This is a genomic window from Streptomyces sp. NPDC002588 (genome assembly GCF_040295925.1).
In the GTDB taxonomy this organism is placed as follows: domain Bacteria; phylum Actinomycetota; class Actinomycetes; order Streptomycetales; family Streptomycetaceae; genus Streptomyces.
The window spans coordinates 344,515-368,624 of sequence record NZ_JBEOWF010000001.1 but is presented as its reverse complement, the minus strand read 5'-3'; the positions used below and the strand labels follow the sequence as shown (position 1 = coordinate 368,624).

The following is a 24,110-nucleotide window of genomic DNA, read 5'->3' as shown; positions in this document are numbered from 1 at the left end:
CCTCCATGGAGCTGATCCAGGAGAACCCTGACCTGTCCGCCTACCTGGCCGCTGACGACGTCATCGACCACGATCACCCACGCGTCAGGGACACGGCCGCCAGACTGGCGAGGGCCGCCGCGGACTCGTATGTCTATGCACAACTCGCGTTCGAGTTCGTGCGGGACGAGATTCCCCACTCGCAGGACTCCGCAGACCCGCGCGTCACCTGGCGCGCCTCGGACGTGCTGGAGCAGGGCACGGGCATCTGCTACGCCAAGGCCCACGCTCTGACCGCGCTGCTGCGGGCCGAGGACATCCCGACGGCGCTGTGCTACCAGCGGCTCGCGCACGAAGAGGGCGGCGGGTACGCGGTGCACGGTCTGGTCGCCGTCCGCTTCCGCGGCGCCTGGCACCGCCAGGATCCCCGCGGCAACAAGCCGGGCGTGGACGCCCGGTTCTCCCTGGACGGCGAACAGCTCGCCTTCGCCGCGGACCCCGCGGCGGGCGAGCTGGACTACCCGCTGCTCCACGCCACGCCGCACCCGGCGGTGCTGAGCGCGCTCAGGGCCGCGCCGGACCGTCCCGGTCTCTGGAGGACGCTCCCGGCGGGACTGCCCTGAAGCGCACCCCCGCGGCGGACCTCAGAGCGCCTCGGCCGCCCGCACCTGCTCCGGGGTCGGCGCCGTGCCGCCCAGATGGGCCGGCATCCACCAGGTGTCGTTCGGGTCCTTCGGGCGGACCGGATAGGCGCGCTGGGCGGCCTCCAGAAGCTCCTGGACGCGCTCGCGCAGCTGCCGGGTGATGGCGCCCGCGTACTTGTCCTTCGACGCCTCGATGGCCTCGCCCACCCGGATGGTGATCGGGGTGTGGCTGCGCCTGAAGTTACGCGGATGACCCTTGGTCCACAGCCGCTGCGTGCCCCAGACCGCCATCGGGATCAGCGGCACACCCGCCTCCTGGGCCATCCGTGCCGCACCCGACTTGAAGGTCTTGAGGGTGAACGACTGCGAGATAGTCGCCTCGGGGAACACCCCGACGATCTCACCCGAGCGCAGCGAGTCCAGCGCGTGCTGGTAGGCGGCGTCGCCCTTGTCGCGGTCCACGGGGATGTGCTTCATCCCGCGCATCAGAGGGCCGGAGACCTTGTGGCGGAAGACGGACTCCTTCGCCATGAACCGAACGAGACGTTTCTGCGGGAGGGCCGCCAGGCCGTTGAAGATGAAGTCGAGGTAGCTGATGTGGTTGCTCACCAGCACGGCACCGCCCGAGCGCGGGATGTTCTCCGAGCCCTTGCAGTCGATCTTGAGGTCCCAGGCCTTGAAGAGGGCCTGGGCGAGGCCGACGACGGGACGGTAGACGATCTCTGCCATGGGCGGGGCGGACCCTTCCTTCTGCCCTGAAGGGATTCCCCTCTGGGCAAAGTTACGCAGCCGTAGGTTTACGGCATCTCGCAGATCGTGCCCGAAGAACGGCCGGGGGGCCAGCCCTGGTGCAGCACGGCGACGAGATCCTCGTCACTCGGCCGCCGTGATCCACCTCGGTCTTTTGCGTTGCCTTTACTCCGCTCGTACCGTCAACCGGCGCACGAGCAGGTACATCTCGCAGCCCAGGCAGTACCCGAAAGCAGCATTGAGGAAGGCGGCCGCGAGCGCCGCACCGGTCGCCGCGAGCCCCAGCCAGCCGGGCCCCAGTGTGAGACCGACCAGGCCCACGCCCGCGAACACGAGCCCCACCGCCTGCGCGAACCGCGGAGGTTCCGGGGACTCGAACCCGGTCGGCGGCCCGAGCCGCGGCCGTACCACCCGGCGGAACACCCAGCCGTACGGCGAGCGCGTCACCCCGCCCGCCGCGCCGAGGGCGAACGCCAGCGTCTGCCAGGCCAGCAGCCAGGTGCCGCCCGTGACGAGTACGACCGCGAGCACCGCGGCCGTCACCGAGGCCCCGAAGCGCGGGCCCCTCACATCGATGTCCATGAATCAAGCATTCCGCAGCGGAAACGATTCATTGGGTCGGGAATCTTTGCAGTCTCGTGAACGCTGGAGGAGCTGATGGCCGGACTGGTGGTGTGCGTGGCGGTGCTCGCGGCGGCGAGCGCCTACGGAGTGCTGCAGCGGCGGCGGAGCGGGAGGGTACGCGTGCGCGTGCGTGACGACGGGAAGCGGCTCGGCGCCGACCGGCTGGGCGGCGAGCTGGGGGAGCGGGCCACGCTCGTGCAGTTCTCCAGCGCCTTCTGCGCGCCCTGCCGGGCGACCCGCAGGGTCCTCGGCGAGGTCGCGGGCATGGTCCCGGGGGTCAGCCACATCGAGATCGACGCCGAAGAGCATCTGGACCTGGTCCGGGAACTCGACATCCTCAAGACCCCGACGGTCCTGGTCCTCGACTCGGGCGGCCGGGTGGTGCGGCGCGCCACCGGCCAGCCCCGCAGGGCCGACGTCATCGCGGCCCTGGGGGAGGCGGTGTGACGTGCCGTCGGGGGACGGAGCGGCACCTTTGGGGCGAGGTCCCGGATTCCGGAACGTACTTGACTGCGTGCACCACCTATCGTCAACCTGACCGCATGCCTGAGGAACTCCTTCTCTACGGACGGGTCCACGTCGACCTGGCCCGTACCGCGAGCGCGCGCTGTCCGGGCCGTTGAGCACCCACGGACATTCCCGCCGCTCCCTCCAGAAGGACGACAACTCCATGACGGCCTCGCCCGACCTCGGTACCCCTCAGCTCGCCTCGCCCGACCTCCTGCGTTCCGTCTTCCGGCGGCACGCCGCCGGAGTCGCCGTGATCACCGCCGCCGGTGGGTCCGGCCCGGTCGGCTTCACCGCCACCTCCCTCACCTCCGTCTCCGCGGAGCCCCCGATGCTCTCCTTCGGGATCGGCACGGGCGCCTCCAGCTGGCCCGCGATATCCGGGGCGGAGCATGTCGGCGTGCATCTGCTCGGCGAACACCAGCAGGAGCTGGCCGCCACCTTCGCCCGCAGCGGCGCCGACCGGTTCGGCGCGCCCACCGCGTGGCGCGCGGGACCGGAGGATGTACCCGTGCTCGACGACGTGCTCGCCTGGCTGGTGTGCCGCGTCGTCGCGCGCGTGCCCGCCGGGGACCACCGCATCGTGCTGGCCGAGGTCGTCGCGGGTGATCCCGCGGGCGCGGGCCGGCCGCTCCTCTACCACCAGGGCCGGTTCAACGCTCTGCGGGATTGATCACGGCCCGGCCCTCCTGCGAACCCGTCGAGTTCCGGTTACGCTGCGTTGCAAAGGTCACAGTTCAAAGCGCTTGCTCAGCGGGAACGAACTGGGTGTACTGGCGAGTAATATTTCGTTCGGAGCGCGGGCCTGCCCCCATCGGGATCGGCCGCTTGTGGCGCCTATGCTGCCTGAAAGAAGGCAGCCGAGAACTGACGATGCAGTAGGAGAGCCGGCGTGAGCTTGAGGATCGTTGTCACTGTGAAGTACGTGCCCGACGCCACTGGCGACCGGCACTTCGCCGATGACCTGACCGTCGACCGGGACGACGTGGACGGTCTGCTCTCCGAGCTCGACGAGTACGCCGTCGAGCAGGCGCTGCAGATCTCCGAGAACTCCGACGACGACGTGGAGATCACCGTTCTCACCGTGGGCCCGGAGGACGCCAAGGACGCCCTCCGCAAGGCCCTGTCCATGGGCGCCGACAAGGCGATCCACGTCGAGGACGACGACCTGCACGGCACCGACGCCATCGGCACCTCCCTGGTCCTGGCCAAGGCCATCGAGAAGGCCGGCTACGACCTGGTCGTCTCCGGCATGGCCTCCACCGACGGCACCGCCGGCATCGTCCCGGCCCTGCTCGCCGAGCGCCTGGGTGTCCCGCAGGTCACCCTGCTCTCCGAGGTCTCCGTCGAGGGCGGCACGGTCAAGGGCCGCCGCGACGGCGACGCCGCCTCCGAGCAGCTCGAGGCCTCCCTCCCGGCCGTCGTGTCGGTCACCGACCAGTCGGGTGAGGCCCGTTACCCGTCCTTCAAGGGCATCATGGCGGCCAAGAAGAAGCCGGTTCAGTCCTGGGACCTGTCGGACCTGGACCTGGAGGCCGAGGAGGTCGGCCTCGAGGGCGCCTGGACCAAGGTCGACTCCGCGGCCCAGCGTCCGGCGCGCACCGCGGGCACGATCGTCAAGGACGAGGGCGAGGGCGGCAAGCAGCTCGCCGAGTTCCTCGCGAGCCAGAAGTTCGTCTAAGGCTCGACACGCCGACCGCCCCTCAACTTCGTTTCGCAGGAGAGCAATCCCATGGCTGAAGTCCTCGTCTACGTCGACCACGTGGACGGCGCCGTCCGCAAGCCCACCCTGGAGCTGCTGACGCTGGCCCGCCGCATCGGCGAGCCCGTCGCCGTCGCGCTCGGAGCCGGTGCCGAGAACACCGCCGCCGCGCTCGCCGAGCACGGCGCGGTCAAGGTCCTCACCCACGACGCGTCCGAGTACGCCGACTACCTGGTCGTACCGAAGGTGGACGCGCTCCAGGCCGCCGTCGAGTCGGTTTCTCCGGCCGCCGTGCTCGTCCCGTGCTCCGCCGAGGGCAAGGAGATCGCCGCCCGCCTCGCGCTGCGCATCGGCTCGGGCATCATCACCGACGCCGTCGACCTCGAGGCCGGCGACGAGGGCCCGGTGGCCACCCAGTCGGTGTTCGCCGCGTCCTTCACCACCAAGACCCGCGTCTCCAAGGGCACCCCGGTCATCACGGTCAAGCCCAACAGCGCCGCCGTCGAGGCCGCCCCGGCCGCCGGTACGGTCGAGGCCCTCTCGGTGTCCTTCTCCGCCCAGGCGACCGGCACCAAGGTCACCGGCCGCACGGCCCGCGAGTCGACCGGCCGCCCGGAGCTGACCGAGGCCGCGATCGTCGTCTCCGGCGGCCGTGGCGTCAACGGCGCCGAGAACTTCGCGATCATCGAGGCCCTCGCCGACTCCCTCGGCGCGGCCGTCGGCGCCTCCCGCGCCGCGGTGGACGCCGGCTGGTACCCGCACACCAACCAGGTCGGACAGACCGGCAAGAGCGTCTCCCCGCAGCTCTACATCGCCAACGGCATCTCCGGCGCCATCCAGCACCGGGCCGGCATGCAGACCTCGAAGACCATCGTCGCCGTCAACAAGGACGCCGAGGCCCCGATCTTCGACCTCGTCGACTACGGCGTCGTCGGCGACCTCTTCGACGTCGTCCCGCAGCTCACCGAGGAGATCAAGACCCGCAAGGGCTGATCACCCGATCCCGGCTGTACGAGGCCTCCGTGACCACCCCGGTCGCGGGGGCCTCGCCCGTTCAGCCCAGGCCCACCGAGGCCAGCACCGGCAGGTGGTCGCTCGGGTACTGGCCGTCCACCGTGAACGTGTCGACCCACGCCCGGCGCACGGTCACCCCCGGCGTCGCAAGGATCCAGTCGATGCGCTGGCCGTCCGCCTTCAGCCTCCGGTACCCGTGGAACGTCCCGAACACCGGCCCCCGCTCCCGTGCCGAGTCCCACGTGTCGACCAGACCGGAGTCCAGCAGCGTGTCGTAGGCCGTACTGGCGTGCGCGACCGCGTTGAAGTCACCGGTGAGCAGGACCGGCACGCCCGGGCCGAGCCCCCGGATCCGCTCGGCGATCAGCGCCGCGGCACGCGCGCGTGCGTACTCGCTGCGATGGTCGAGGTGGGTGTTGAGGACATGGAACTCCCGTCCGGAATCCAGCCGGTCACGGAAACGGATCCGGGTCACCAGCCGCGGGAAGGCCGCGCCCCAGGTGTTCGAGCCGGGCACGGTGGGCGTGTCGGAGAGGCGGAAGACGTCGTGCTCCACGGGGGCGAGCCGGCGGACGTCGTAGAAGATCGCCGTCGACTCCTCGTTGCCGCTGCCGGGTGTGCCGATCCAGTCGTAGTGCGGCCCGAGGTCGGTGCCGATGTTCAGCAGCTGCGAGAACTGCCCCTCCTGGGTGCCGATCACATGCGGGGCCGCCCGCTGTAACAGCGTCCGCATCACCGGACGGCGCACCGCCCAGGTGTTGGGGTCGTTGGCCGTGGTGACCCGGAGGTTGAACGTCATGACCTCGAGCGCGGGCACCGGCTTCGGCCGCCGCTTCGGCGTCAGGCGCGGAACGGGACTCTCGTGCCGGGCCTGGGAGGCCCCCATCGTGCCCAGCAGAGGTACGGCGACGACGGCGGCCAGCATCGTGCGCAGCCCCGCCCGCCGGGTCGTCCCTCCGGTGCCCGTCATGTGTTCTCCCTCGCCTCGTGAGCCAGGATGAAGGTGTGCGGCTCTGTGCGGAAGAGGGTGAAGGTGCGTAAGTGATCACAGGGATCCACGGCATGGACAGGGTGTTGACCGGCCGGAAGGTCCACGGATAGCTTCGCTCTACGGATTGTTGATTCCGTGAAGCGGAAAACAGGAGGGTATGACATGGGGCAGGGCCGGCAGGAGACGGTGAAGACCAGCCTCGCGGGCGCCGTCAGCGAGGCGATCAGCGCCTCCCTCGCCCCCGTCGACGCCGAACTCGACCGCCGCTACCCCGGAGACCCCGGCACCCGCCAGCCCGTCCACACCGTCTACGTCCCCGCCGACGCCTTCGCCGCCGACACCGTTCGCTCCTGGGGCGACCGGGCCCTCGCCGCACTCGACGAACACGCCCCCGACGCCGCGTCCTTCGCCGCCTGCCTCGGCCTGCCCGACGACCTCGCCACGCCCGTGTACGCGCGCGTGCGGGCCAAACTCGAGCGCGAACCCATCGAGGACCTGCGGGTCGACTTCGAGGACGGCTACGGCCTCCGCCCGGACGCCGAGGAGGACGAGGCGGCCGCCCGGGCGGCCCGGCTGATCGCCGAGGCGTACGGGAACGGCACCGCGGCCCCCTGCATGGGGATCAGGATGAAGTGCATGGAGGCCGCGGTCCGCGACCGGGGCATCCGCACCCTCGACGTCTTCCTCACCGGCCTGACGGCGTCCGGCGGCCTGCCCGACGGCCTGATGCTGACCCTGCCGAAGGTGACCTACCCCGAGCAGGTCACCGCCATGGTCCGCCTCCTGGAGGCCTTCGAGAAGGCACGCGGGCTCGCACCGGGCCGGCTCGGCTTCGAGATCCAGATCGAGACCAGCCAGGCCGTCCTCGCCGCCGACGGCACCGCGACCGTCGCCCGCATGATCCAGGCCGCCGAGGGCCGCGCCACCGGCCTGCACTACGGCACCTTCGACTACAGCGCCTGCCTCGGTGTCTCCGCCGCCCACCAGGCCAGCGACCACCCGGCCGCCGACCACGCCAAGGCCGTCATGCAGGTCGCCGCCGCCGGCACCGGAGTACGGGTCTCGGACGGCTCCACGAACGTCCTCCCCGTCGGCCCGACCGCCAAGGTCCACGACGCCTGGCGCCTGCACTACGGCCTCACCCGCCGTGCCCTCGCCCGCGCCTACTACCAGGGCTGGGACATGCACCCCGCACATCTGCCCACCCGCTACGCCGCCGTCTTCGCCTTCTACCGCGAGGGCTTCGCCCAGGCCGCCGAACGGCTGTCCCGGTACGCGGCCCGCGCCGGCGGCGACGTCATGGACGAACCGGCCACCGCCAAGGCCCTCAGCGGCTACCTCCTGCGCGGCCTGGACTGCGGCGCCCTCGACCTCGCCGAGGTGACCACCGCGACCGGACTGTCCCGGGCGGCCCTGGAGGGCTTCGCGGCCCCTCGGCGAGGCGACCTGACGGCTTCGGCACAGCGGTAGCCGAGCCGTCGGGGGTCACATCCGAAGATGTTCCAGCCCGGACCGCGTCACCAGCCTCTCGTCCGCGAACAGCCGCGTCCCGCGCTCGCACAGTCGCGCGTCGGCCCGGGCGCGGGCCACGAACTCCTCCGGGCTCCTCCCGAACAGCCGCCGCAACGCCGGTGACCCGAGGAGAAGTTCGCCGATCAGGGCGCGCTGTCCCGGGTGGCTGCGCGGGACACCCCCGCCGTCGTGCAGGACGCCATGGCGATTCACGTACGAGAACACTTCCGGGAGCGCCTCGCCGTCTTCCAGTTCGACGCGGAACCGCGACGCGGGCAGCGACACCCGGTCGAAGTTCGGCTCCGTCGCGTCCACGGCCACGAGTTGTTCGGCATCCAGCCAGATGACGAACAACTCCCGCCTCGCACCGGGCGAGTCGACGGGGGACGCCGACACATAGCCGTGACGGCTTACGTGTCCGGACACGCCGATGCCGATGCCGGTCACCCGGGCGCGGACCATCGGGATGGGCGAGGTGATCCCCAACCCGGCCATCTTGTGCCGCAGTTGGCCGGGAGAGGCATTGGAGCCGACGGCGAGGACCGGGGTGCGGCCGGGGTGCGTGAGACGGTCCAGCGGCAGCAGCGTGCCGCCGTCCAGCAGGCCCGACCCCGCAGGCCACACACCCGGGTAGAGAAGCGGATGATCGCGCGGCGCGAGCGCCAGGCCAAGCGCCTCCAGGGTGCGCCGCTCACGGCGTCCGTCCATGACCGCCTCGGCCCCTCTCAGTCCGCCGGGGGAAACTCGCCCGAGCCGCGCGTGACGAGCCGGGTCGGCAGCTCGATGCGTTCGGGAACCACCAGGGAACCCTCCAACTGCCGGAACAGCCGCTCGGCGGCCGTACGGCCGAGCGCCGCCGCGTCCTGGGCGACCACGGTCACGCCCGGCTGCAGGAGATCGGCCAGCTCCAGGTCGTCGAAGCCCACCAGGGCCACCCGGCGCGACTGCTCCGCGAGTACCCGGATCACGGTGACCGTCACCCGGTTGTTGCCCGAGAACACGGCCGTGACCGGATCCGCCGCGGCCAGCATCTCCTGTGCCGCCCGGCGCACCCGGTCCGGCTCGGTCGTGCCCAGTGACATCCACGCGTCCTCGACCTCTATGCCCGCGTCCTCCATCGCCGTCCGGTAGCCCCGCAGCCGCTCCACGGCGGTGTGGATGCGCGGCATGTCGCCGATGAAGCCGATCCTGCGGTGCCCGTGCGCGATGAGGTGGGCCACGCCCGCGCGGGCTCCGCCGAAGTTGTCGGACAGCACACAGTCGGCGTCGATCTGCCCAGCTGGACGGTCCACGAACACCGTCGCGACGCCCGCCTTGATCTCGGGCTCCAGATAGCGGTGGTCGTCGCCGGCCGGGATCACCACCAGTCCGTCCACCCGGCGTGCGCACAGCGCCAGCGCCAGTTCCTGCTCCCGGTCGGGGTCCTCGGCGCTGGAGCCGTTGATGAGCAGCGCGCCGTGTGCGCGCGCCACCTCCTCCACCGCGCGGCTGAGCGGACCGTAGAAGGGGTCTGCGAGGTCCTCCAGGACCAGACCGATGCTCGCGGTGCGGCCCTTGCGCAGCACGCGCGCGCTGTCGTTGCGGCGGAAGCCGAGCGCGTCGATGGCCTCCTGGACCCGCCGCTCGGTCTCGGGGGTGACTCCCGCCTCGCCGTTGACCACGCGTGAGACGGTCTTGAGTCCGACCCCGGCGCGTGCCGCGACGTCCTTCATGGTGGGACGGTTGCCGTAACGACTCTCGGGGCGGCGCGGCGTCTCGGGCACGATGCGGTGTCCTGTTCCTGTCGTCCACGGGACGTTCTCACGCCATCGTCCACAAAGTGTTGCCGACGGGGTGGCTGGGTCCCTGGGTTTGTATGAGGATGTGGCGTCGAGCATAGAGCCTGGACAACGTTGTCAGATCCGCGAGAGACTGTCCAGCGACAATGTGACGACAACATCCGGCCCACGTCCCCCAGCGCTGGCCGGCCGGGCCCTTTTCCAAGGTTGACGGGGAGACCGAGACTTTGATGCAGACCGACCTCGTGGCCGCGCTGGACATCGGCGGCACCAAGATCGCCGGAGCGCTGGTGGACGGCGACGGCAGGATCCTGGTCCGCGCGCAGCGGCCCACCCCCGCCCAGGAGGGCGGCGACACCGTGATGGGGGCCGTGGAGGAGGTGCTGAAGGAGCTGACCGCGTCGCCGCTGTGGCCGCGCGCCTACGCCCTCGGCATCGGCAGTGCCGGTCCGGTGGACGCCTCCGCCGGCACGGTCAGCCCGGTGAACGTGCCCGGCTGGCGCGACTATCCCCTCGTGGACCGGGTCCGCGCCGCGACCGGCGACCTCCCGGTCGAACTGATCGGCGACGGTGTGGCGATCACCGCGGCCGAGCACTGGCAGGGCGCCGCCCGCGGCCATGACAACGCGCTGTGCATGGTGGTCTCCACCGGCGTCGGCGGCGGCCTCGTCCTGGGCGGCCGGCTGCACCCCGGCCCCACCGGCAACGCGGGCCACATCGGCCACATCAGCGTCGACCTCGACGGCGACCCCTGCCCGTGCGGCGGCCGAGGCTGCGTGGAGCGCATCGCCAGCGGACCCAACATCGCCCGCCGGGCCCTGGACAACGGCTGGCGGCCCGGCCCCGACGGCGACACCTCCGCCGCCGCGGTCGCCGCCGCCGCCCGCGCGGGCGACCCGGTGGCGGTGGCCTCCTTCGAGCGGGCCGCGCGCGCCCTGGCCGCCGGGATCGCGGCCACCGCGACCCTCGTCGAGATCGACATCGCGGTGATCGGCGGGGGTGTGGGCAAGGCGGGCGACGTTCTGCTGGCGCCGCTGCGCGAGGCGCTCGGCGACTACGCGACGCTCTCGTTCGTCCAGCGCCTGACGGTGGTGCCGGCCCAGATGGGGACCGACGCAGGACTGGTGGGAGCGGCCGCGGCGGCGCTGGCGGGGGCGGCGACGATAAGGGTGTGAGCGCCGCTTCGCGGGTCGGCGGGCCGAGGTGGGCGCCGTTCTCCGGGGCAGGTGTGAGCACTGCTCGGCAGGAACGTTCAGGCTGAGCCGGGCGGGGGCAGGGCGAAGGCGGTCGGCGCGGGCCGTGGCCGTGAGGCGTGACCTCCGTCCCGCCCCGGCCGTTGGAGTGGGCATGAAGAAGCGCAGCATGCTCGCCATCGCCTCCCTCGCCACCGGCTTCGTCGTCGCGGCGATCACCCCCTCCCACGGCGCGGGCGCCGAGGACCTCGACGGCCTGAACGTCGGCGACACCATCGGCAGCCTCGACCACACCGTCGCCGACGACAGCCTGGCCGTCGACGACAACGCCCTCGGCCAAGGCGCCTGACACAGCCCAGGAGCCGCACGCCGTGCCGCCGGTGCCCCGCCCCTGGAGCACCGGCTGCACGGCGTTCGCACGCCCTCTCCTGGAACTGGTTTCCGTGGCAGGGTGGAGCGGGCAAGCCTCAGGGGGCCAACAGAAGAGGGGGAACTGTGACCGTCGTCTGGATCAACGGCGCCTTCGGTGCGGGCAAGACCACCACCGCACGGGAGCTGATCGACCTGATCCCGAACAGCACGCTCTTCGACCCCGAGGCCGTCGGCGCGGCGCTCCCGCAACTGCTGCCGCCCAAACGCCTCGCCGAGGTCGGTGACTTCCAGGACCTGCCGATCTGGCGGCGCCTGGTGATCGACACCGCGGCCGCGCTCCTCGGTGAGCTCGGCGGCACGCTCGTCGTCCCCATGACCCTCCTGCGCCAGGAGTACCGCGACGAGATCTTCGGCGGTCTGGCGGCCCGCCGCATTCCGGTACGCCACGTCCTCCTCGCTCCGGCGGAAACGATTTTGCGCGGGCGAATAGCAGGCCGGGAGATCCCGGCCGACCTCCCCGACGGCGAGATGCGCATCCGGCAGTGGTCGTACGACCACATCGAGCCCTACCACGCCGCCCTCGCCTCCTGGCTGACCGCCGACGCCCACCCGGTCGACACCAGCCACCTCACCCCGTACGAGGCCGCCGTCCGCATCGCCGACGCGGTCGGCACCGGCGCCGCGTCCGCCTGCGACATCGTGCAGACCCCCGAACCCACCGCCGAGACGCTGGCCGCCGGGGTGCTGCTCTTCGACGAACAGGACCGGGTGCTGCTCGTCGACCCGACCTACAAGCCCGGCTGGGAGTTCCCCGGCGGGGTCGTGGAGCCCGGCGAGGCGCCCGCGCGCGCGGGCATGCGCGAGGTCGAGGAGGAGACCGGCATCCGCCTCGACGACGTACCCCGGCTGCTCGTCGTCGACTGGGAGCGGCCGCTGCCGCCCGGCTACGGCGGACTGCGCCTCCTCTTCGACGGCGGCAGGCTGGACGCGGCGGCCGTCGACGGGCTGCTGCTGCCCGGCCCGGAACTGCGCGGCTGGCGCTTCGTCACGGAGGAGGAGGCGGCCCATCTGCTGCCCCCGGTCCGCTACGAACGGCTGCGCTGGGCGCTGCGGGCGCGGGAGCGTGGGGCGGCACTGTACCTGGAGGCCGGGATTCCGCTCGGGTGAGCGCCCGGCGCACCTCCTCCGCACCTCCTCCGCGACTCCGGCCGCCGCTGAGAGTCCTCCGCCAGACGCCGGCGGTCACGAGGGCGGTGCTCCGGTCGTCGCTCGGCGGGTCGAGGGAGGCGGCGACGGCGTGCGGGGCGGCGCGGATTCTCGCAGGCGTGATCCCCGTCCTCAGCGCGGTGTGCCGTAGCCGTCCGCCGCCTCCCGCAGAACCGCCGAGGCCCGGGCGGTCACCGGATCGCCGTGGCCGAAGCAGCACACCTCGGTGTCGAGGGCGGCGAGGCGGTGGAAGGAGGCGAGAGCCCGGGGCCGGTCGACGTGGAACACACCGGGGAGGACCCCGCCGTCGACGGGGGAGGAGGCGACGGCGTCACCGGTGAACAGCACGCCGTGCCGTGGCAGATGGAGGGCGATGCTCCCGTGGGTGTGTCCGGGCACATGAATCACCCGGGCGCCGTCACCGAAGCCGAGAAGGTCGCCGTCGGACACTTCGACGACGTCCGGCGGCCGCACGAACCCGTCCCTCGTCAACAGTTGTTGCGCCGCCGCGAGCAAGGGACGTTCCCAGTCCTCCAACACCGGTGGAGGGCCCGGGACTTCGCCGCGCAGTACGGCCGCATCCGCCGTGTGCGCCAGGATCTCCGCCCCGGTCCGGGCCGCCAACTCGGCCGCGCCGCCCGCGTGGTCCTCGTGGAAGTGGGTGAGGACGATCCGCCGTACGGCGTCGAGCGGGAGTCCCAGCGCCGTGACCGTCTCGGCGATCGGTGCGCCGGAGCCCGGCGGACCGGCGTCGACCAGCGTCAACTCGTCGCCGTCGCGCCACAGATAGGCCTGGCCGACCGGGAAGCGCAGGAGGCGGAGGCCGGGGAGGAGCTCGATGACGTCCATCCGACCACCGTAGGCGGGCCCCACCCGGTGGGTGAGGCCCTCTGCCCACGGCAGAGCGGCTCAGCTCGCCGCGTAGTTGCGCAGGAACAGGGCCTCGGTCACGGACAGGCGCTCCAGTTCCTCGGGGGAGACGCTCTCGTCGACCGCGTGGATCTGAGCCTCGGGCTCGCTGAGGCCGATGAGGAGGATCTCCGCGTCCGGGTACAGGGACGCGAGGGTGTTGCACAGCGGGATGGAGCCGCCCTGCCCGGCGAACTGCATCTCCTGGCCCGGGTAGGCCACCGCCATCGCCTCGGCCATCGCGGTGTACGCGGGGCTGCTGGTGTCGGCGCTGAACGGCTCGCCCTGGCCGACCTGCTCGGTGCTCACCCGCGCGCCCCACGGCGTGTGCGCCTCCAGGTGGGCCTGGAGCAGCTTCGTCGCCTCGGCGGCGTCCCCGCCCGGCGGCACCCGCAGGCTGATCAGCGCACGGGCGCTCGCCTGCACCGACGGCGTGGCGCCGACGACCGGCGGGCAGTCGATGCCGAGGACGGTGACCGCCGGCCGCGCCCAGATCCGGTCGGCGACCGTGCCGGAGCCGATCAGCCCGACACCGTCGAGGACCTTGGCGTCCCGGCGGAACTGCTCCTCGTCGTAATCCAGCCCCTGCCACCGGGAGTCGTCCGTCAGCCCGTCCACGGTGGTCGAGCCGTCCTCGGCCCGCAGCGAGTCCAGTACGCGGATCAGCGCGCCCAGCGCGTCCGGCGCCGCGCCGCCGAACTGACCGGAGTGCAGGTTGCCCTCGAGGGTGTCGATCTGCACCCGCACCATCGTCATGCCGCGCAGGGTGGAGGTGACGGTCGGCAGGCCGACGCGGAAGTTGCCCGAGTCGCCGATGACGATGGCGTCCGCGGTGAGCAGTTCCGGGTGTGCCTCGGCATAGCGCTCGAGTCCGCCCGTGCCCTGCTCCTCGGAGCCCTCCACGATCACCTTCACATGGACCGGGACCCCGCCGTCCGCCTTGAGGGCGCGCAGCGCGAGCAGGTGCATGATGAAGCCGCCCTTGCAGTCGGCGGTGCCCCGCCCGTACCAGCGGCCGTCGCGTTCGGTCAGCTCGAAGGGCGGCGTCGTCCAGCCGGCCTCGTCCAGCGGAGGCTGCACGTCGTAGTGGGCGTACAGCAGGACGGTCCTGGCGCCCTCCGGGCCGGGCAGAAGGCCGTAGACCGACTGGGTGCCGTCGGGGGTGTCGAGGACGGCCAGGTCCTGGAAGCCCTCGGCGCGCAGCGCGGCCGTGATCCAGTCGGCGGCGGCCTCGCTCTCGCTCCTGGGGAACTGGTCGAAGTCCGCCACCGACCTGAAGGCCACCAGTTCGGTGAGCTCCGCCCGCGCCCTGGGCATCAGGGAGGCTACGGTCTCGGCGACCGGATTCGACGACATGGGCACGCTCCTTGTGGGTGCGACGTTGTACAGGGTGGGCACGGGTCCGTTCGAGGGACCGTGCGAGCGTACGCGTTGCCGGGATGGGGTCGCGTACCTCGCCGATCCTTCCACAGCGGACCGTCATCGGACCGTGACGATCTCCGCCGTAGGATGCGGGGGACAGTGGCGGCAGGCGGCTTGATCGGGAGCAGTAGACCATCGTGAGCAGCGAGAACTCTTCGGCGGACGACGCGCGGCAGGTGTGGGACGTCGTCGTGGTGGGCGCGGGACCCGCGGGGGCTTCGGCCGCCTACGCGGCGGCGGTCACGGGACGGCGCGTGCTGTTGCTGGAGAAGGCGGAGCTGCCCCGCTACAAGACGTGCGGCGGCGGCATCATCGGCCCTTCCAGGGATGCGTTGCCACCCGGTTTCGAACTGCCCTTCCGTGACCGGGTGCACGCGGTGACCTTCTCCAACAACGGCCGCTTCACCCGCACCCGCCGCTCCCGGCAGATGCTGTTCGGCCTGATCAACCGGCCGGAGTTCGACCAGCAGCTGGTCGAGCACGCCCAGAAGGCGGGCGCCGAGCTGCGCACGGGGGTCACGGTCACCCGGGTCGAGCAGCACGGCTCGGCGGTGCCCGACCGCCGCTCGGTCGCGGTCGTCCTGCAGGGCGGCGAGACCCTGCTGGCGCGCGCGGTCGTCGGTGCGGACGGCAGCGCCAGCCGCATAGGGGCGCACGTCGGCGTGAAGCTCGACCAGGTGGATCTCGGCCTGGAGGCGGAGATCCCGGTGCCGGAGACGGTCGCCGAGGACTGGCGGGGCCGCGTCCTCATCGACTGGGGCCCGATCCCCGGCAGTTACGGCTGGGTGTTCCCCAAGGGCGACACGCTGACGGTCGGCGTGATCTCCGCGCGCGGCGAGGGCGCCGCCACCAAGCGCTACCTCGAGGACTTCATCGGGCGTCTCGGCCTCGCCGGCTTCGAACCCGGCATCTCCTCCGGACACCTCACGCGCTGCCGCGCCGACGACTCGCCGCTGTCGCGCGGACGGGTGCTGGTGTGCGGAGACGCGGCGGGGCTCCTCGAGCCGTGGACCCGTGAGGGCATCTCGTTCGCCCTGCGCTCCGGGCGGCTCGCGGGGGAGTGGGCGGTCCGCATCGCGGAGGCCCACGACGCGGTGGACACCCGTCGCCAGGCCCTGAACTACGCGTTCGCCGTCAAGGCGGGCCTCGGAGTGGAGATGAGCGTCGGCAAGCGGATGCTTGCGCTCTTCGAGCGCCGCCCGGGCCTCTTCCACGCGGCCCTCACCGGCTTCCGCCCCGCCTGGCGGGCGTTCACCGACATCACGCGCGGCCGGACGACCCTCGGTGAACTCGTCCGCACCCACCCCATGGCCCAGCGCGCGCTGACCATGATGGACCGGCGCCAGGAGCCGGTGGCCGAGGAGAGCGAGGCCTGAGGCCTGAGGCCGGAAGGATCAGGCCGGATCACGCCGGGACACGCCGGTCGGCCTTGCGACGCGGCGGCCCGGCGTCGAGTGCCTGAGCGGCGTACCGGCCGACGGGGCCGGTCGGCGGCGCGGGCCGCGGCCGCCCCGGTCACGGTCGGTCAGGGCCTCACCCCGTTCCGCGGCCGACTCGAACGGGCACAGCGGGTCGCGGACGCATGCGGGCGGCCGAGCATGCGCCGGTGCGCTCGCCGCGTCACTCCGAAGGACGCGCCGGGCTCCGGCCGCGTCGCGCCCGACGGCTCACCCCGTCACCCCCCCCGGCGAGTGGATCCTGATCCGTCCCGACGGCGGCCTCCCGACCCGCACGCACGCCGGACGCGTCCCTCCCGCTGCCGTACTTCCAGGGGAGTACGGCTGATCACCTCGCCCGGCGGACGTCCCGCGAGGTGTCCGGCGTCTAGCGTGGCGGACATGGACGTACGGCAGGAGAGCGGGGACGGAGCCCCGGGACGGTGGTGGGGCCAGGGGCCGCCGTGGCTGCGCCGCTGGGCGGACCGGGAGCCGGGACGCGGGGGCGGCCGGTGGCCCTGGCGGTCGACGCTGCTGCTCACCGTGTTCGTCCTCGGCGGCTCGAACTTCGCCGCCCACATGCAGCGGGGCGAGCGGGCCCTCCTGGACCCCTTCGGCCGGGTGCTGCTGATCCTCGCCTGCGGACTGCTGCTCTGGCGGCAGCGGTATCCGGTGGCGGTCGTGTTCGGTACGGCGGTGGTGACCGCGGTCTACCTCGGTGCGGGCTACCCGTACGGCCCGGTCTTCTTCACCGTCGCCGTGGCCTGCTTCGCCGCCGTGATCGCCGGGCACCGCAGGGCCGCCTGGACGGCGCTGGCGCTGCTGTGCGCCGTCCATCTGCTGGTCGCCCACTGGCTGTACCGGTGGCTGCCGCCGTCCGGGGACGCGCCGGCCTCCTTCGGGCAGGAGATCGTGGTCACCGGGTGGGTCGTCGCCATCGTGGCGGTGGCGGAGCTGGCCCGGGCCCGGCGCGAGCAGTGGGCGCGGGAGCGGGCCGAGCGGGCGCAGGCCGCCCGGCGGCGGGCCGACGAGGAGCGGCTGCGGATCGCCCGTGAGCTGCACGACGTCCTCGCACACAGCCTCTCCGTGATCAACGTGCAGGCGGGCGTCGGGCTCGCACTCCTGGACGGCGACCCGGAGCAGGCGCGCACCGCGCTCACCACGATCAAGTCCGCCAGCAAGGAGGCGCTCGGCGAGGTGCGCCAGGTGCTCGACTCGCTCCGCACGCCGGGAGACGCGCCGCGCGCTCCCGCGCCCGGCCTGGACCGGTTGCCCGAGTTGGTGGAGCAGGCGGCCCGCGCGGGTCTCACGGTCGACGTGGCGGGGCAACCTCCCCGGCGGCTGCCCCCCGGCACCGACCTCGCTGCCTTCCGTATCGTGCAGGAGGCCCTCACCAACGTCGTACGCCACTCCGGTTCGCGTCATGCGCGCGTGCGGCTCGGTCAGGACGGCGGCACGCTACGGCTGCGGGTCGACGACGACGGACCGGCGACCGGCGCGGAGGCCGGCGGCAGCGGCAACGGTCTGGCCGGGATGCGGGAGCGGGCGGCGGCGCTGGGTGGCACGATCGAGGCGGGGCCGCGCCTCGACGGCGGGTTCCGGGTGCTGGCCGTGCTGCCGCTGAAAACCGCTACCGGTACCACAGCCGGGACGGCAGACGGGACCGAGACCGAGTCCGGGGAGGACCAGTGATCCGTGTACTGCTCGCCGACGACCAGTCCCTGGTGCGGGCGGGGTTCCGGGCGCTGCTCGACGCGCAGGCCGACATCGAGGTGGCGGGGGAGGCCGCCGACGGCGAGGATGCCGTGCGCAAAGTCCGTGAACTGCGGCCGGACGTCGTCCTGATGGACATCCGTATGCCGTTGCTCGACGGGCTGGCCGCCACCCGCCGTATCACCGGTGACGAGTCCCTCGCGCGGGTGAAGGTGGTCATGCTGACGACCTTCGAACTCGACGAGTACGTCTTCGAGGCGATCCGGTCCGGCGCGTCGGGGTTCCTGGTGAAGGACACCGAGCCCGAGGAACTCCTGCGAGCGGTGCGGGCGGTGGTGGACGGTGACGCGTTGCTCTCGCCGGGGGTGACGCGCCGGCTCATCGCCGAGTTCGCCGCCCGCTCCAAGGAGCCGGCCGCGGCTGATGAGCTGGGCCGGCTCACCGAACGGGAGCGTGAGGTGATGGCGCTGGTCGGCATCGGCCTGTCCAACGAGGAGATCGCCCGTCGGCTGGTCGTCAGCCCGCTCACGGCCAAGACCCACGTCAGCCGCACCATGGTCAAGCTGGGCGCCCGGGACCGGGCCCAACTCGTCGTACTGGCCTACGAGTCGGGACTGGTACGCCCCGGCTGGCTGGGCTGAGCCGGCCGGGAGAACCGCAGCAGCACGCTCACCACCCGCGCCACGAACAGCACGGGTGCGAGCACGAGGCCCACCCGGAGCATCAACCACTCGACGTGGTCCGGGAGTTCGAAGAGAAGCGCCGGGCCGGCGACCGCCCCGAACAGCACCGCCGCCGCGAACACCGCGCTGGACAGCGCATATCCGATCTCCACGGTGATCGCATCCCGCTCGGCCTGCGTCCGCCGCTCCCCGTGACCGCCCATCCCGCGATTCTCACAGCCGTGCGCCCGGCGGGGCAACCACCCCCGCCGGGCGCACACTTGACGGCGTCCCTCCGTCTGTCCGCTGTCCAAACACGCCCTAGTCGCGGACGCCCACAGGCTCGGACTTCTCCACGGAGGAGCCGGCGACCACGACCGAGCCCCGGTCGCGTCGGGTCCGCAGTCCGGGCAGGGTGATGAGGAGGCCGGCGGCGGCGATGGCCGTCACCACGGCGAGGCCGGGCCGGTAGCTGTCCAGGACACCCTGCGGGGTGGGGTCGGCCGGGGCGCCCGCGGTCACCACCGCCGTCACCACGGCGAGGAAGATCGCCCCACCCACCTGCACCGAGGTGTTCAGCAGGCCCGAGACCATGCCCTGTTCGTGATCGGCCACCCCGTTGGTGGCCTGGATGTTGAGCGACGGGAAGACCAGGGCGCAGGCCGCCCCGATCAGCAGCATGGTCGGCAGGATCACGGCCGCGTACCCCGGGTCGAGGTCGACCCGCAGGAACAACGCGTATCCGGCGACCATGAAGGCGAAGCCGGCCGCGATCAGCCTCGGCGTGCCGAACCGGTCCACGATCGAGCCGACCTTGGTCGAGGACACCGCCACCAGCGCACCCGCCGGCAGGAAGGCGAGGGCGGTGTGCAGCGCCGACCAGCCGAGCAGCGACTGCATGTAGAGCGTGGCGAGGAACTGGAAACCGACGTACGACCCGAAGAACGCCATCGCGCCGAGCTGGGCGCGGATCTGGCTGCCGGAGCGCAGCACACCCAGCCGGATCAGGGGGCCGGGCGAGCGCCGCTCGACGAGGACGAAGACGGTCAGCAGGGCGGCGACGGCGAGGAAGGACAGCAGGGTGCGGGCCGACGCCCAGCCGTGTTCCGGCGCCTGGACGACCGTGAACACCAGCAGCAGCATCGAGGCGGTGCCGAGGACGGCGCCGGGGACGTCGTAGCCGTTGTGGTCGCGTTCTCGCTCGCTGCGCGGCAGCAGCCTGAGGCCGGCGACCAGCGCGACGAGGGCGATCGGGGCGGGCAGCAGCATGGTCAGCCGCCAGCTGGCCTCCGTGAGCAGCCCGGAGAGGACGAGGCCCATGGAGAAGCCGGTGGCGGCGCAGGTGGTGTAGATGGACAGGGCGCGGTTGCGCAGCGGGCCCTCCGGGAACGTCGTCGTGATGATCGACAGCCCTGCCGGGGCGGTGAAGGCCGCACTCAGGCCCTTGATGAAGCGGCTGGCTATCAGCAGCGGACCCGAGTCGACCAGCCCGCCGAGCAGCGAGGCGAGCGCGAAGACGCCGAGGGCGACCAGGAAGACCTGGCGGCGGCCCAGGAGGTCGGCGGCGCGGCCGCCGAGGAGCAGCAGACCGCCGTAGCCGAGGATGTAGCCGCTGACGATCCATTGCAGGGTCGAGGTGGACAGGCCGAGGTCGGAGCCGATGGACGGCAGCGCGACGCCGACCATCGACACGTCCAGCGCGTCCAGGAACATCGCGGCGCACAGCACCAGCAGAGTGCCCCACAGCCGGGCGGTCCAGCGGGCCCCGGCCACGCCGGACATGCCGGAGGCGGGGGAGGTGAGCGGAGAGGTCATGACGAAGACAGTACATGCACCTGCATCGAATGCAAGCGCATTAAATTCCGATGCAATAATCTCGTCCCTCTGCTACGGTGCGGGCCATGGCGGCGATGAAGGGCGAGGCGGAGAGAACCGAGCGGGCGCTGGTCGAGCAGTGGCGGGACATGCTCGCGCTGCATGCCCGGACCCAGTGCGAACTCGACCGGGCTCTGCACCGGCACGGGCTGTGCGCCAGTGACTTCGAGGTGCTGGAGGTGCTGGCCGAGCCGGGCGCGCCGGACGGTTCGTGCAGTTACCGCGTCCAGGAGATCGCCGAGCGGGTCCACCTCAGTCAGAGCGCGCTGTCCCGGCTGATCGCCCGCCTCGAGAAGGACGGCCTCGTCGAACGCGGCATGTGTGCCGAGGACCGCCGGGGTGTCCGGGTGGCGCTCACGGGCAAGGGGCGCGCGCTGCACGGCGACGTACTGCCGGTGCAGCGCGCGGTGTTGACGCGCATGCTGGTCCGGTCGGACCTCAGCCCATGACGACGGGGGACTTCTCCCGCCACAGCGTCGCGAGCGCCGTGTCCCCGGTGACGGCGGGGAACGGCAGCCGGTTCCACAACGCCAGGTAGAGCGGCGCGGCGGGTCCGGAGAACTCGCAGTCCGCCTCCCCGTCGGCGTTCCGCTCCGTCACGGGCGGCTCCGCGGACAGCCGTACGGTCCACACGGCGTCCCCCGCCGGATCCGTCGCCCGCACCCGCAGTACCCGGGGCTCCTCGGTGCGTACCCTGCTCTTGGCCCGTTTGTGCATGCCGGTCAGCAGTTCGTCGATGCCGTCCGCCCCGAAGGCGGCGGGCAGATCCTCGGCGAACGCCTCGGGTGACCGCTTCAGCGCCGACTCGGCGTCCACGCGGTGCACGGCCGTCTCGTGCGCCTGCCTCCGCGCCCAGAACGTGAGCGGCGACGGGGCGGGCAGGAACTGCCAGCACTCCAGGTCGGGCGGGGCGGCGCCGAGGGTCTCGACGAGCAGACGGTGTCCCTCGCGGAACCAGTCCAGCAGCTCGGCGCCGTCGAGGTCGGGCAGGCCGTCGACCGGACGGGGCGTCGTACGGCCCTCGGCCACGAACGACCTCGCCCAGCGGTGCACCGTGCCCGTGTGGCGCACCAGGTCCCGGACCCGCCAGTCCGGACAGGTCGGCACCTCGGCGTCGACGCCCGCTGCGGCCGCCGCGTCGGCCAGGGCCCGGCCCTCCCGGTCGAGGATGTGGATGAACTCGGCAATCTCCATGAGGGTGAGTCTGCCGGATGGAGTACGGTCGGGGGCCGCGATTTTCTTCGGGAAGTACGTCGTGACGTTCTTCGTCTCAGGCTGTCCCCCGCGTGCCGAAGCCGATCAGCGCGGCCGCCGCGGCCAGGACGGCCACGCTGGTCAGGGCGGTGGACAGGGAGAGCCACTCGGCCAGGAAGCCGATGGCGGGCGGTCCGAGCAGCATCCCGCCGTAGCCGAACGTGGAGGCGACGGCGACCCCGCTCGGACCGGCCAGGGTGCCCGCGCGCTCCACGGCCACCGGGAAGAGGTTGGCCAGGCCGAGCCCGGTGACCAGGTAGCCCAGCAGCGCCGCCCACAGGGCGGGGGCGAGGGAGCCGAGCAGCATCCCGGCCGCCGCCACGGTGCCGCCGGTCACCACCGTGCGGGTGCGGCCGAGCCGTTCGAGGAGGGTGGTGCCGGTCAGCCGGCCGACGGTCATGGCCAGCGCGAAGCAGGAGTAGCCGAGGGCGGCGGCCCCGGCGGAGGCCTTCAGGTCCTGTCGGAGGTGGAGCGCGCCCCAGTCGGCGAGGGCGCCCTCGCCGTAGGCCGTGCACAGGGCGATGAGGCCGAAGACCACGACTGCACGGCGGGTGCGGGGTGCGAGACGGCGGGAGACCGGATCGGCGGCGGTCGGCGGTGTCCTCACGGTGGCGGGCGGCGGATGCCGAAGCAGCGTCGGTCCCGCGAGCGCGGTCACGGCCAGGCCCACGATCCCGAGACCGAGCAGATGGAGGGTGGGGGAGAGGGATCCCGCGACCAGCCCGCCGAGCCCGGCGCCGATCATGCCGCCCAGGCTGAAGGCCGCGTGGAAGGTGGGCATGATCGGCCTGCGCAGTGCCGCCACCAGGTCGACGGCGGCACTGTTGAAGGCCACGTTGATCCCGCCGTAGGCCGCGCCGAAGAGCAGGAGCACGGCGCCGAGGGCGAGGGGGGAGTGGGTGAGCGGGGGCAGGGTGACGGTGAGGGAGAGCAGGACGGCGCAGACGACCGTGACCGGATGGCTGCCGTGGCGGCGGCAGAGCCGTCCGGTGAGGGTCATGGTGACGACCGCTCCGGCGGAGACACCGAGAAGGGCCAGGCCCAGGGTGCCGGCGGAGGCGTCCGTCTGCTCCTTGATGGCCGGGATGCGCACGACCCAGCCGGCGAAGACGAAGCCGTCGAGGGCGAAGAAGGCGGTCAGGGCGACACGGAGCGGGGTGAGGGGGGTGGCGGCTGGGACGGTGTGCGCTCGGGATTTGTTTATCGACGGCACAAACTCAGGCTAGGTGCGCGCCCCCACCGGAGCAAGGGTGTGACTCAGCGGCGGGCCGGGGGCGTGTAGAAGTCGCCGACGGAGGTCCAGACGCCGTTCTTCACGACGACTCTCTGCACGCTTCTCGTGCCGAGGTGGCTGCTCGCGCTGAAGCTCATCACCGGCGACACCCCCGGATCCACCTTGGACGCCTTCTGGTACGCCGCGGTGAGGGACTGGGCCGTGACGCTGCCCTTGATCGTCTTTGCGATCTCGGCGAACACCTTCGCGTTGCTCCACCCCCACAGGGCCAGGAATCCCGCGTCCTGACCGGGCTCGTACTTCGCCATCGCGGTGCGGTACTCCTTCACCGCGGGGTCCGTGTCCGAGGGCGCCTTCACCAGCTGTACGGCCTTGAGACCCTCGGCGGCATCCTTGGCCAGCGCGATCGTCGACTCGGCGGCGACCGGCGCGTAGGCGTAGGTGGGCAGGGAGAGCCCCTGGAGCTTGGCCTCCTTGAGGAAGGCGGCCGCCTCGGGGGAGGTGAGGATCACGACCACCGCGTCAGGCCCGGCGGCCTTCACCTTGCTGATCACGGGTGTGTAGTCGGTGGTCTGGTACTTGACCGGCAGCCGGTCGACCTCGACCGACGGGTCGACCTTCTTCGCGACGGGCTCCACCTGCTTGGCCACGTTCACGAACGCGGCCGGATCGCTGTGCACGACGAGGATCTTCTTGGCGCCGTCCTGCACCGCCCAGGCGGCGACCGCCGCGGCCTGGTCCTCGTAGAGGGTCTGGGTGCCGAACAGGCCGGGGCGCGGCGGCTGGTACCAGGACTCGGTGCCGCCCACCTCGTTGAGGACCGGCACCTTGGACTGGTTGAGGACGAACGGGAAGGCCGCCTCCGCCTGGGCGGTGCCGTTCGCGTTCACGATGGCCACGACCTTGTCCTGACCGATCAGTTCACGTGCGATCTGTACCGTCTGCTGCGGGTCGGCCGCGTTGTCCTTGACGGTCCACTTGATCTTGCGTCCGTTGATGCCGCCCTGGGCGTTGAGCATCTTGAAGTACGCGTCGGCACCCGCTTTCTCCGGCACTCCGTATGTGGCGGTGGCGCCGGTGAGGGGGAGCCACGCGCCGATGTGGATCTCGGACCCACCGCCCGAGCCGGCCTGCGCGGACTCGCCCGCGCAGGCGGCCGCGGTGAGTGACAGCGCCGCGAGGACCGCGACGGCTCCCGTGGCGCGGCGAAGTCCGCCCGCCCTTCTGGTCGTTCTGACGGTCCTGGTCGTTCTGACTGTCCGGAACACGCTCCACCTCGTTCGTTGCAATGGTTCTTCGGTACGTGGCTCTTCGGTACGTGGCTCTTCAGATC

25 protein-coding genes are annotated in these 24,110 nt (G+C 72.2%); 13 read left to right on the top strand and 12 right to left on the bottom strand.

The genetic code is table 11. From position 1 onward, the window contains the following. The first annotated feature begins 5 nt into the window (after positions 1 to 5). Complete coding sequence (locus ABT057_RS01725; protein ID WP_352340380.1) at positions 6 to 602, top strand: transglutaminase-like domain-containing protein; 597 nt, start codon at positions 6 to 8, stop codon at positions 600 to 602. 21 nt (positions 603 to 623) lie between these two features. Here ABT057_RS01725 and ABT057_RS01720 read toward each other — a convergent pair whose 3' ends face one another. Further along, a complete protein-coding gene (locus tag ABT057_RS01720) occupies positions 624 to 1,352 on the bottom strand; it encodes a lysophospholipid acyltransferase family protein (RefSeq protein WP_352340378.1) in 729 nt (242 codons plus the stop codon). A gap of 186 nt (positions 1,353 to 1,538) precedes the next feature. After that, positions 1,539 to 1,955: a DUF4395 domain-containing protein gene (locus tag ABT057_RS01715; protein ID WP_352340376.1), complete on the bottom strand. Its 417-nt coding sequence runs from the start codon at positions 1,953 to 1,955 to the stop codon at positions 1,539 to 1,541. A gap of 75 nt (positions 1,956 to 2,030) precedes the next feature. On the opposite strand from ABT057_RS01715, the gene ABT057_RS01710 reads away from it, so the two are divergent. The 4 genes from ABT057_RS01710 (at position 2,031) to ABT057_RS01695 (ending at position 5,199) form a co-directional block, all read left to right on the top strand. Further along, positions 2,031 to 2,444 carry a TlpA family protein disulfide reductase gene (locus ABT057_RS01710; RefSeq protein ID WP_352340374.1) on the top strand — a complete coding sequence of 138 codons (414 nt, stop codon included), beginning with the start codon at positions 2,031 to 2,033 and terminating at the stop codon, positions 2,442 to 2,444. A 223-nt stretch (positions 2,445 to 2,667) separates the two neighbouring features. Beyond that, positions 2,668 to 3,177, top strand: coding sequence for a flavin reductase family protein (locus ABT057_RS01705; RefSeq protein ID WP_352340372.1), 510 nt, complete (start codon positions 2,668 to 2,670; stop codon positions 3,175 to 3,177). Positions 3,178 to 3,396: 219 nt separating this feature from the next. Further along, complete coding sequence (locus ABT057_RS01700; RefSeq protein ID WP_352340370.1) at positions 3,397 to 4,185, top strand: electron transfer flavoprotein subunit beta/FixA family protein; 789 nt, start codon at positions 3,397 to 3,399, stop codon at positions 4,183 to 4,185. Positions 4,186 to 4,236: 51 nt separating this feature from the next. Further along, positions 4,237 to 5,199: an electron transfer flavoprotein subunit alpha/FixB family protein gene (locus ABT057_RS01695; protein ID WP_352340366.1), complete on the top strand. Its 963-nt coding sequence runs from the start codon at positions 4,237 to 4,239 to the stop codon at positions 5,197 to 5,199. Between the two features lie 61 nt (positions 5,200 to 5,260). Here the strand turns inward: ABT057_RS01695 and ABT057_RS01690 are convergent, their stop codons facing one another. Beyond that, positions 5,261 to 6,190 carry an endonuclease/exonuclease/phosphatase family protein gene (locus ABT057_RS01690; protein ID WP_352340364.1) on the bottom strand — a complete coding sequence of 310 codons (930 nt, stop codon included), beginning with the start codon at positions 6,188 to 6,190 and terminating at the stop codon, positions 5,261 to 5,263. A 183-nt stretch (positions 6,191 to 6,373) separates the two neighbouring features. On the opposite strand from ABT057_RS01690, the gene ABT057_RS01685 reads away from it, so the two are divergent. Next, positions 6,374 to 7,681 carry a DUF6986 family protein gene (locus ABT057_RS01685; RefSeq protein ID WP_352340362.1) on the top strand — a complete coding sequence of 436 codons (1,308 nt, stop codon included), beginning with the start codon at positions 6,374 to 6,376 and terminating at the stop codon, positions 7,679 to 7,681. A 15-nt stretch (positions 7,682 to 7,696) separates the two neighbouring features. On the opposite strand, the gene ABT057_RS01680 is transcribed toward ABT057_RS01685, so the two are convergent. After that, a complete protein-coding gene (locus ABT057_RS01680; RefSeq protein ID WP_352340360.1) occupies positions 7,697 to 8,431 on the bottom strand; it encodes a hypothetical protein in 735 nt (244 codons plus the stop codon). Between the two features lie 17 nt (positions 8,432 to 8,448). Then, positions 8,449 to 9,486 carry a LacI family DNA-binding transcriptional regulator gene (locus ABT057_RS01675; RefSeq protein ID WP_352340358.1) on the bottom strand — a complete coding sequence of 346 codons (1,038 nt, stop codon included), beginning with the start codon at positions 9,484 to 9,486 and terminating at the stop codon, positions 8,449 to 8,451. A 245-nt stretch (positions 9,487 to 9,731) separates the two neighbouring features. On the opposite strand from ABT057_RS01675, the gene ABT057_RS01670 reads away from it, so the two are divergent. The 3 genes from ABT057_RS01670 to ABT057_RS01660 all read left to right on the top strand — a co-directional run bounded on the left by ABT057_RS01670 (position 9,732) and on the right by ABT057_RS01660 (position 12,233). Continuing rightward, positions 9,732 to 10,676, top strand: a complete 945-nt coding sequence (locus tag ABT057_RS01670; RefSeq protein ID WP_352340356.1) for an ROK family protein — start codon at positions 9,732 to 9,734, stop codon at positions 10,674 to 10,676. A 172-nt stretch (positions 10,677 to 10,848) separates the two neighbouring features. Then, positions 10,849 to 11,043 carry a hypothetical protein gene (locus tag ABT057_RS01665; protein ID WP_352340354.1) on the top strand — a complete coding sequence of 65 codons (195 nt, stop codon included), beginning with the start codon at positions 10,849 to 10,851 and terminating at the stop codon, positions 11,041 to 11,043. Positions 11,044 to 11,189: 146 nt separating this feature from the next. Beyond that, positions 11,190 to 12,233 carry an NUDIX hydrolase gene (locus ABT057_RS01660; RefSeq protein ID WP_352340352.1) on the top strand — a complete coding sequence of 348 codons (1,044 nt, stop codon included), beginning with the start codon at positions 11,190 to 11,192 and terminating at the stop codon, positions 12,231 to 12,233. A 171-nt stretch (positions 12,234 to 12,404) separates the two neighbouring features. On the opposite strand, the gene ABT057_RS01655 is transcribed toward ABT057_RS01660, so the two are convergent. Both ABT057_RS01655 and ABT057_RS01650 read right to left on the bottom strand, forming a co-directional pair. Beyond that, entirely contained in the window at positions 12,405 to 13,121 is a 717-nt protein-coding gene (locus ABT057_RS01655) for an MBL fold metallo-hydrolase (RefSeq protein WP_352340350.1), read from the bottom strand. Positions 13,122 to 13,181: 60 nt separating this feature from the next. Further along, entirely contained in the window at positions 13,182 to 14,537 is a 1,356-nt protein-coding gene (locus tag ABT057_RS01650; protein WP_352340348.1) for a dipeptidase, read from the bottom strand. Positions 14,538 to 14,740: 203 nt separating this feature from the next. Between ABT057_RS01650 and ABT057_RS01645 the strand changes: the two genes are divergently transcribed. From ABT057_RS01645 to ABT057_RS01635, 3 genes are all read left to right on the top strand, one after another. Further along, positions 14,741 to 15,979, top strand: a complete 1,239-nt coding sequence (locus tag ABT057_RS01645) for a geranylgeranyl reductase family protein (RefSeq protein WP_352340346.1) — start codon at positions 14,741 to 14,743, stop codon at positions 15,977 to 15,979. 462 nt (positions 15,980 to 16,441) lie between these two features. Continuing rightward, positions 16,442 to 17,731, top strand: a complete 1,290-nt coding sequence (locus ABT057_RS01640) for a sensor histidine kinase (protein WP_352340344.1) — start codon at positions 16,442 to 16,444, stop codon at positions 17,729 to 17,731. Then, positions 17,728 to 18,393 (top strand): response regulator transcription factor, encoded by a 666-nt coding sequence (locus ABT057_RS01635; protein WP_352340342.1) that lies wholly within the window; start codon positions 17,728 to 17,730, stop codon positions 18,391 to 18,393. Before ABT057_RS01640 ends, ABT057_RS01635 begins: the two co-directional genes overlap by 4 nt. Here ABT057_RS01635 and ABT057_RS01630 read toward each other — a convergent pair. Together ABT057_RS01630 and ABT057_RS01625 are read right to left on the bottom strand one after the other, a co-directional pair. Further along, positions 18,354 to 18,638: a DUF6332 family protein gene (locus tag ABT057_RS01630; RefSeq protein ID WP_352340340.1), complete on the bottom strand. Its 285-nt coding sequence runs from the start codon at positions 18,636 to 18,638 to the stop codon at positions 18,354 to 18,356. The two genes, ABT057_RS01635 and ABT057_RS01630, sit on opposite strands and share 40 nt — an antisense overlap. 97 nt (positions 18,639 to 18,735) lie before the next feature. Next, positions 18,736 to 20,229 carry an MFS transporter gene (locus ABT057_RS01625; protein WP_352340338.1) on the bottom strand — a complete coding sequence of 498 codons (1,494 nt, stop codon included), beginning with the start codon at positions 20,227 to 20,229 and terminating at the stop codon, positions 18,736 to 18,738. A gap of 86 nt (positions 20,230 to 20,315) precedes the next feature. Between ABT057_RS01625 and ABT057_RS01620 the strand changes: the two genes are divergently transcribed. Continuing rightward, on the top strand, positions 20,316 to 20,738 hold the full coding sequence (locus tag ABT057_RS01620) for a MarR family winged helix-turn-helix transcriptional regulator (RefSeq protein WP_352340336.1): 423 nt from the start codon (positions 20,316 to 20,318) through the stop codon (positions 20,736 to 20,738). Here the strand turns inward: ABT057_RS01620 and ABT057_RS01615 are convergent. The 3 genes from ABT057_RS01615 to ABT057_RS01605 form a co-directional block, all read right to left on the bottom strand. Then, complete coding sequence (locus tag ABT057_RS01615) at positions 20,728 to 21,483, bottom strand: maleylpyruvate isomerase family mycothiol-dependent enzyme (RefSeq protein ID WP_352340334.1); 756 nt, start codon at positions 21,481 to 21,483, stop codon at positions 20,728 to 20,730. The two genes, ABT057_RS01620 and ABT057_RS01615, sit on opposite strands and share 11 nt — an antisense overlap. A gap of 76 nt (positions 21,484 to 21,559) precedes the next feature. After that, a complete protein-coding gene (locus ABT057_RS01610; RefSeq protein WP_352340332.1) occupies positions 21,560 to 22,756 on the bottom strand; it encodes an MFS transporter in 1,197 nt (398 codons plus the stop codon). Between the two features lie 44 nt (positions 22,757 to 22,800). Further along, on the bottom strand, positions 22,801 to 24,045 hold the full coding sequence (locus ABT057_RS01605) for an ABC transporter substrate-binding protein (RefSeq protein WP_352340330.1): 1,245 nt from the start codon (positions 24,043 to 24,045) through the stop codon (positions 22,801 to 22,803). Positions 24,046 to 24,110 lie beyond the last annotated feature (65 nt).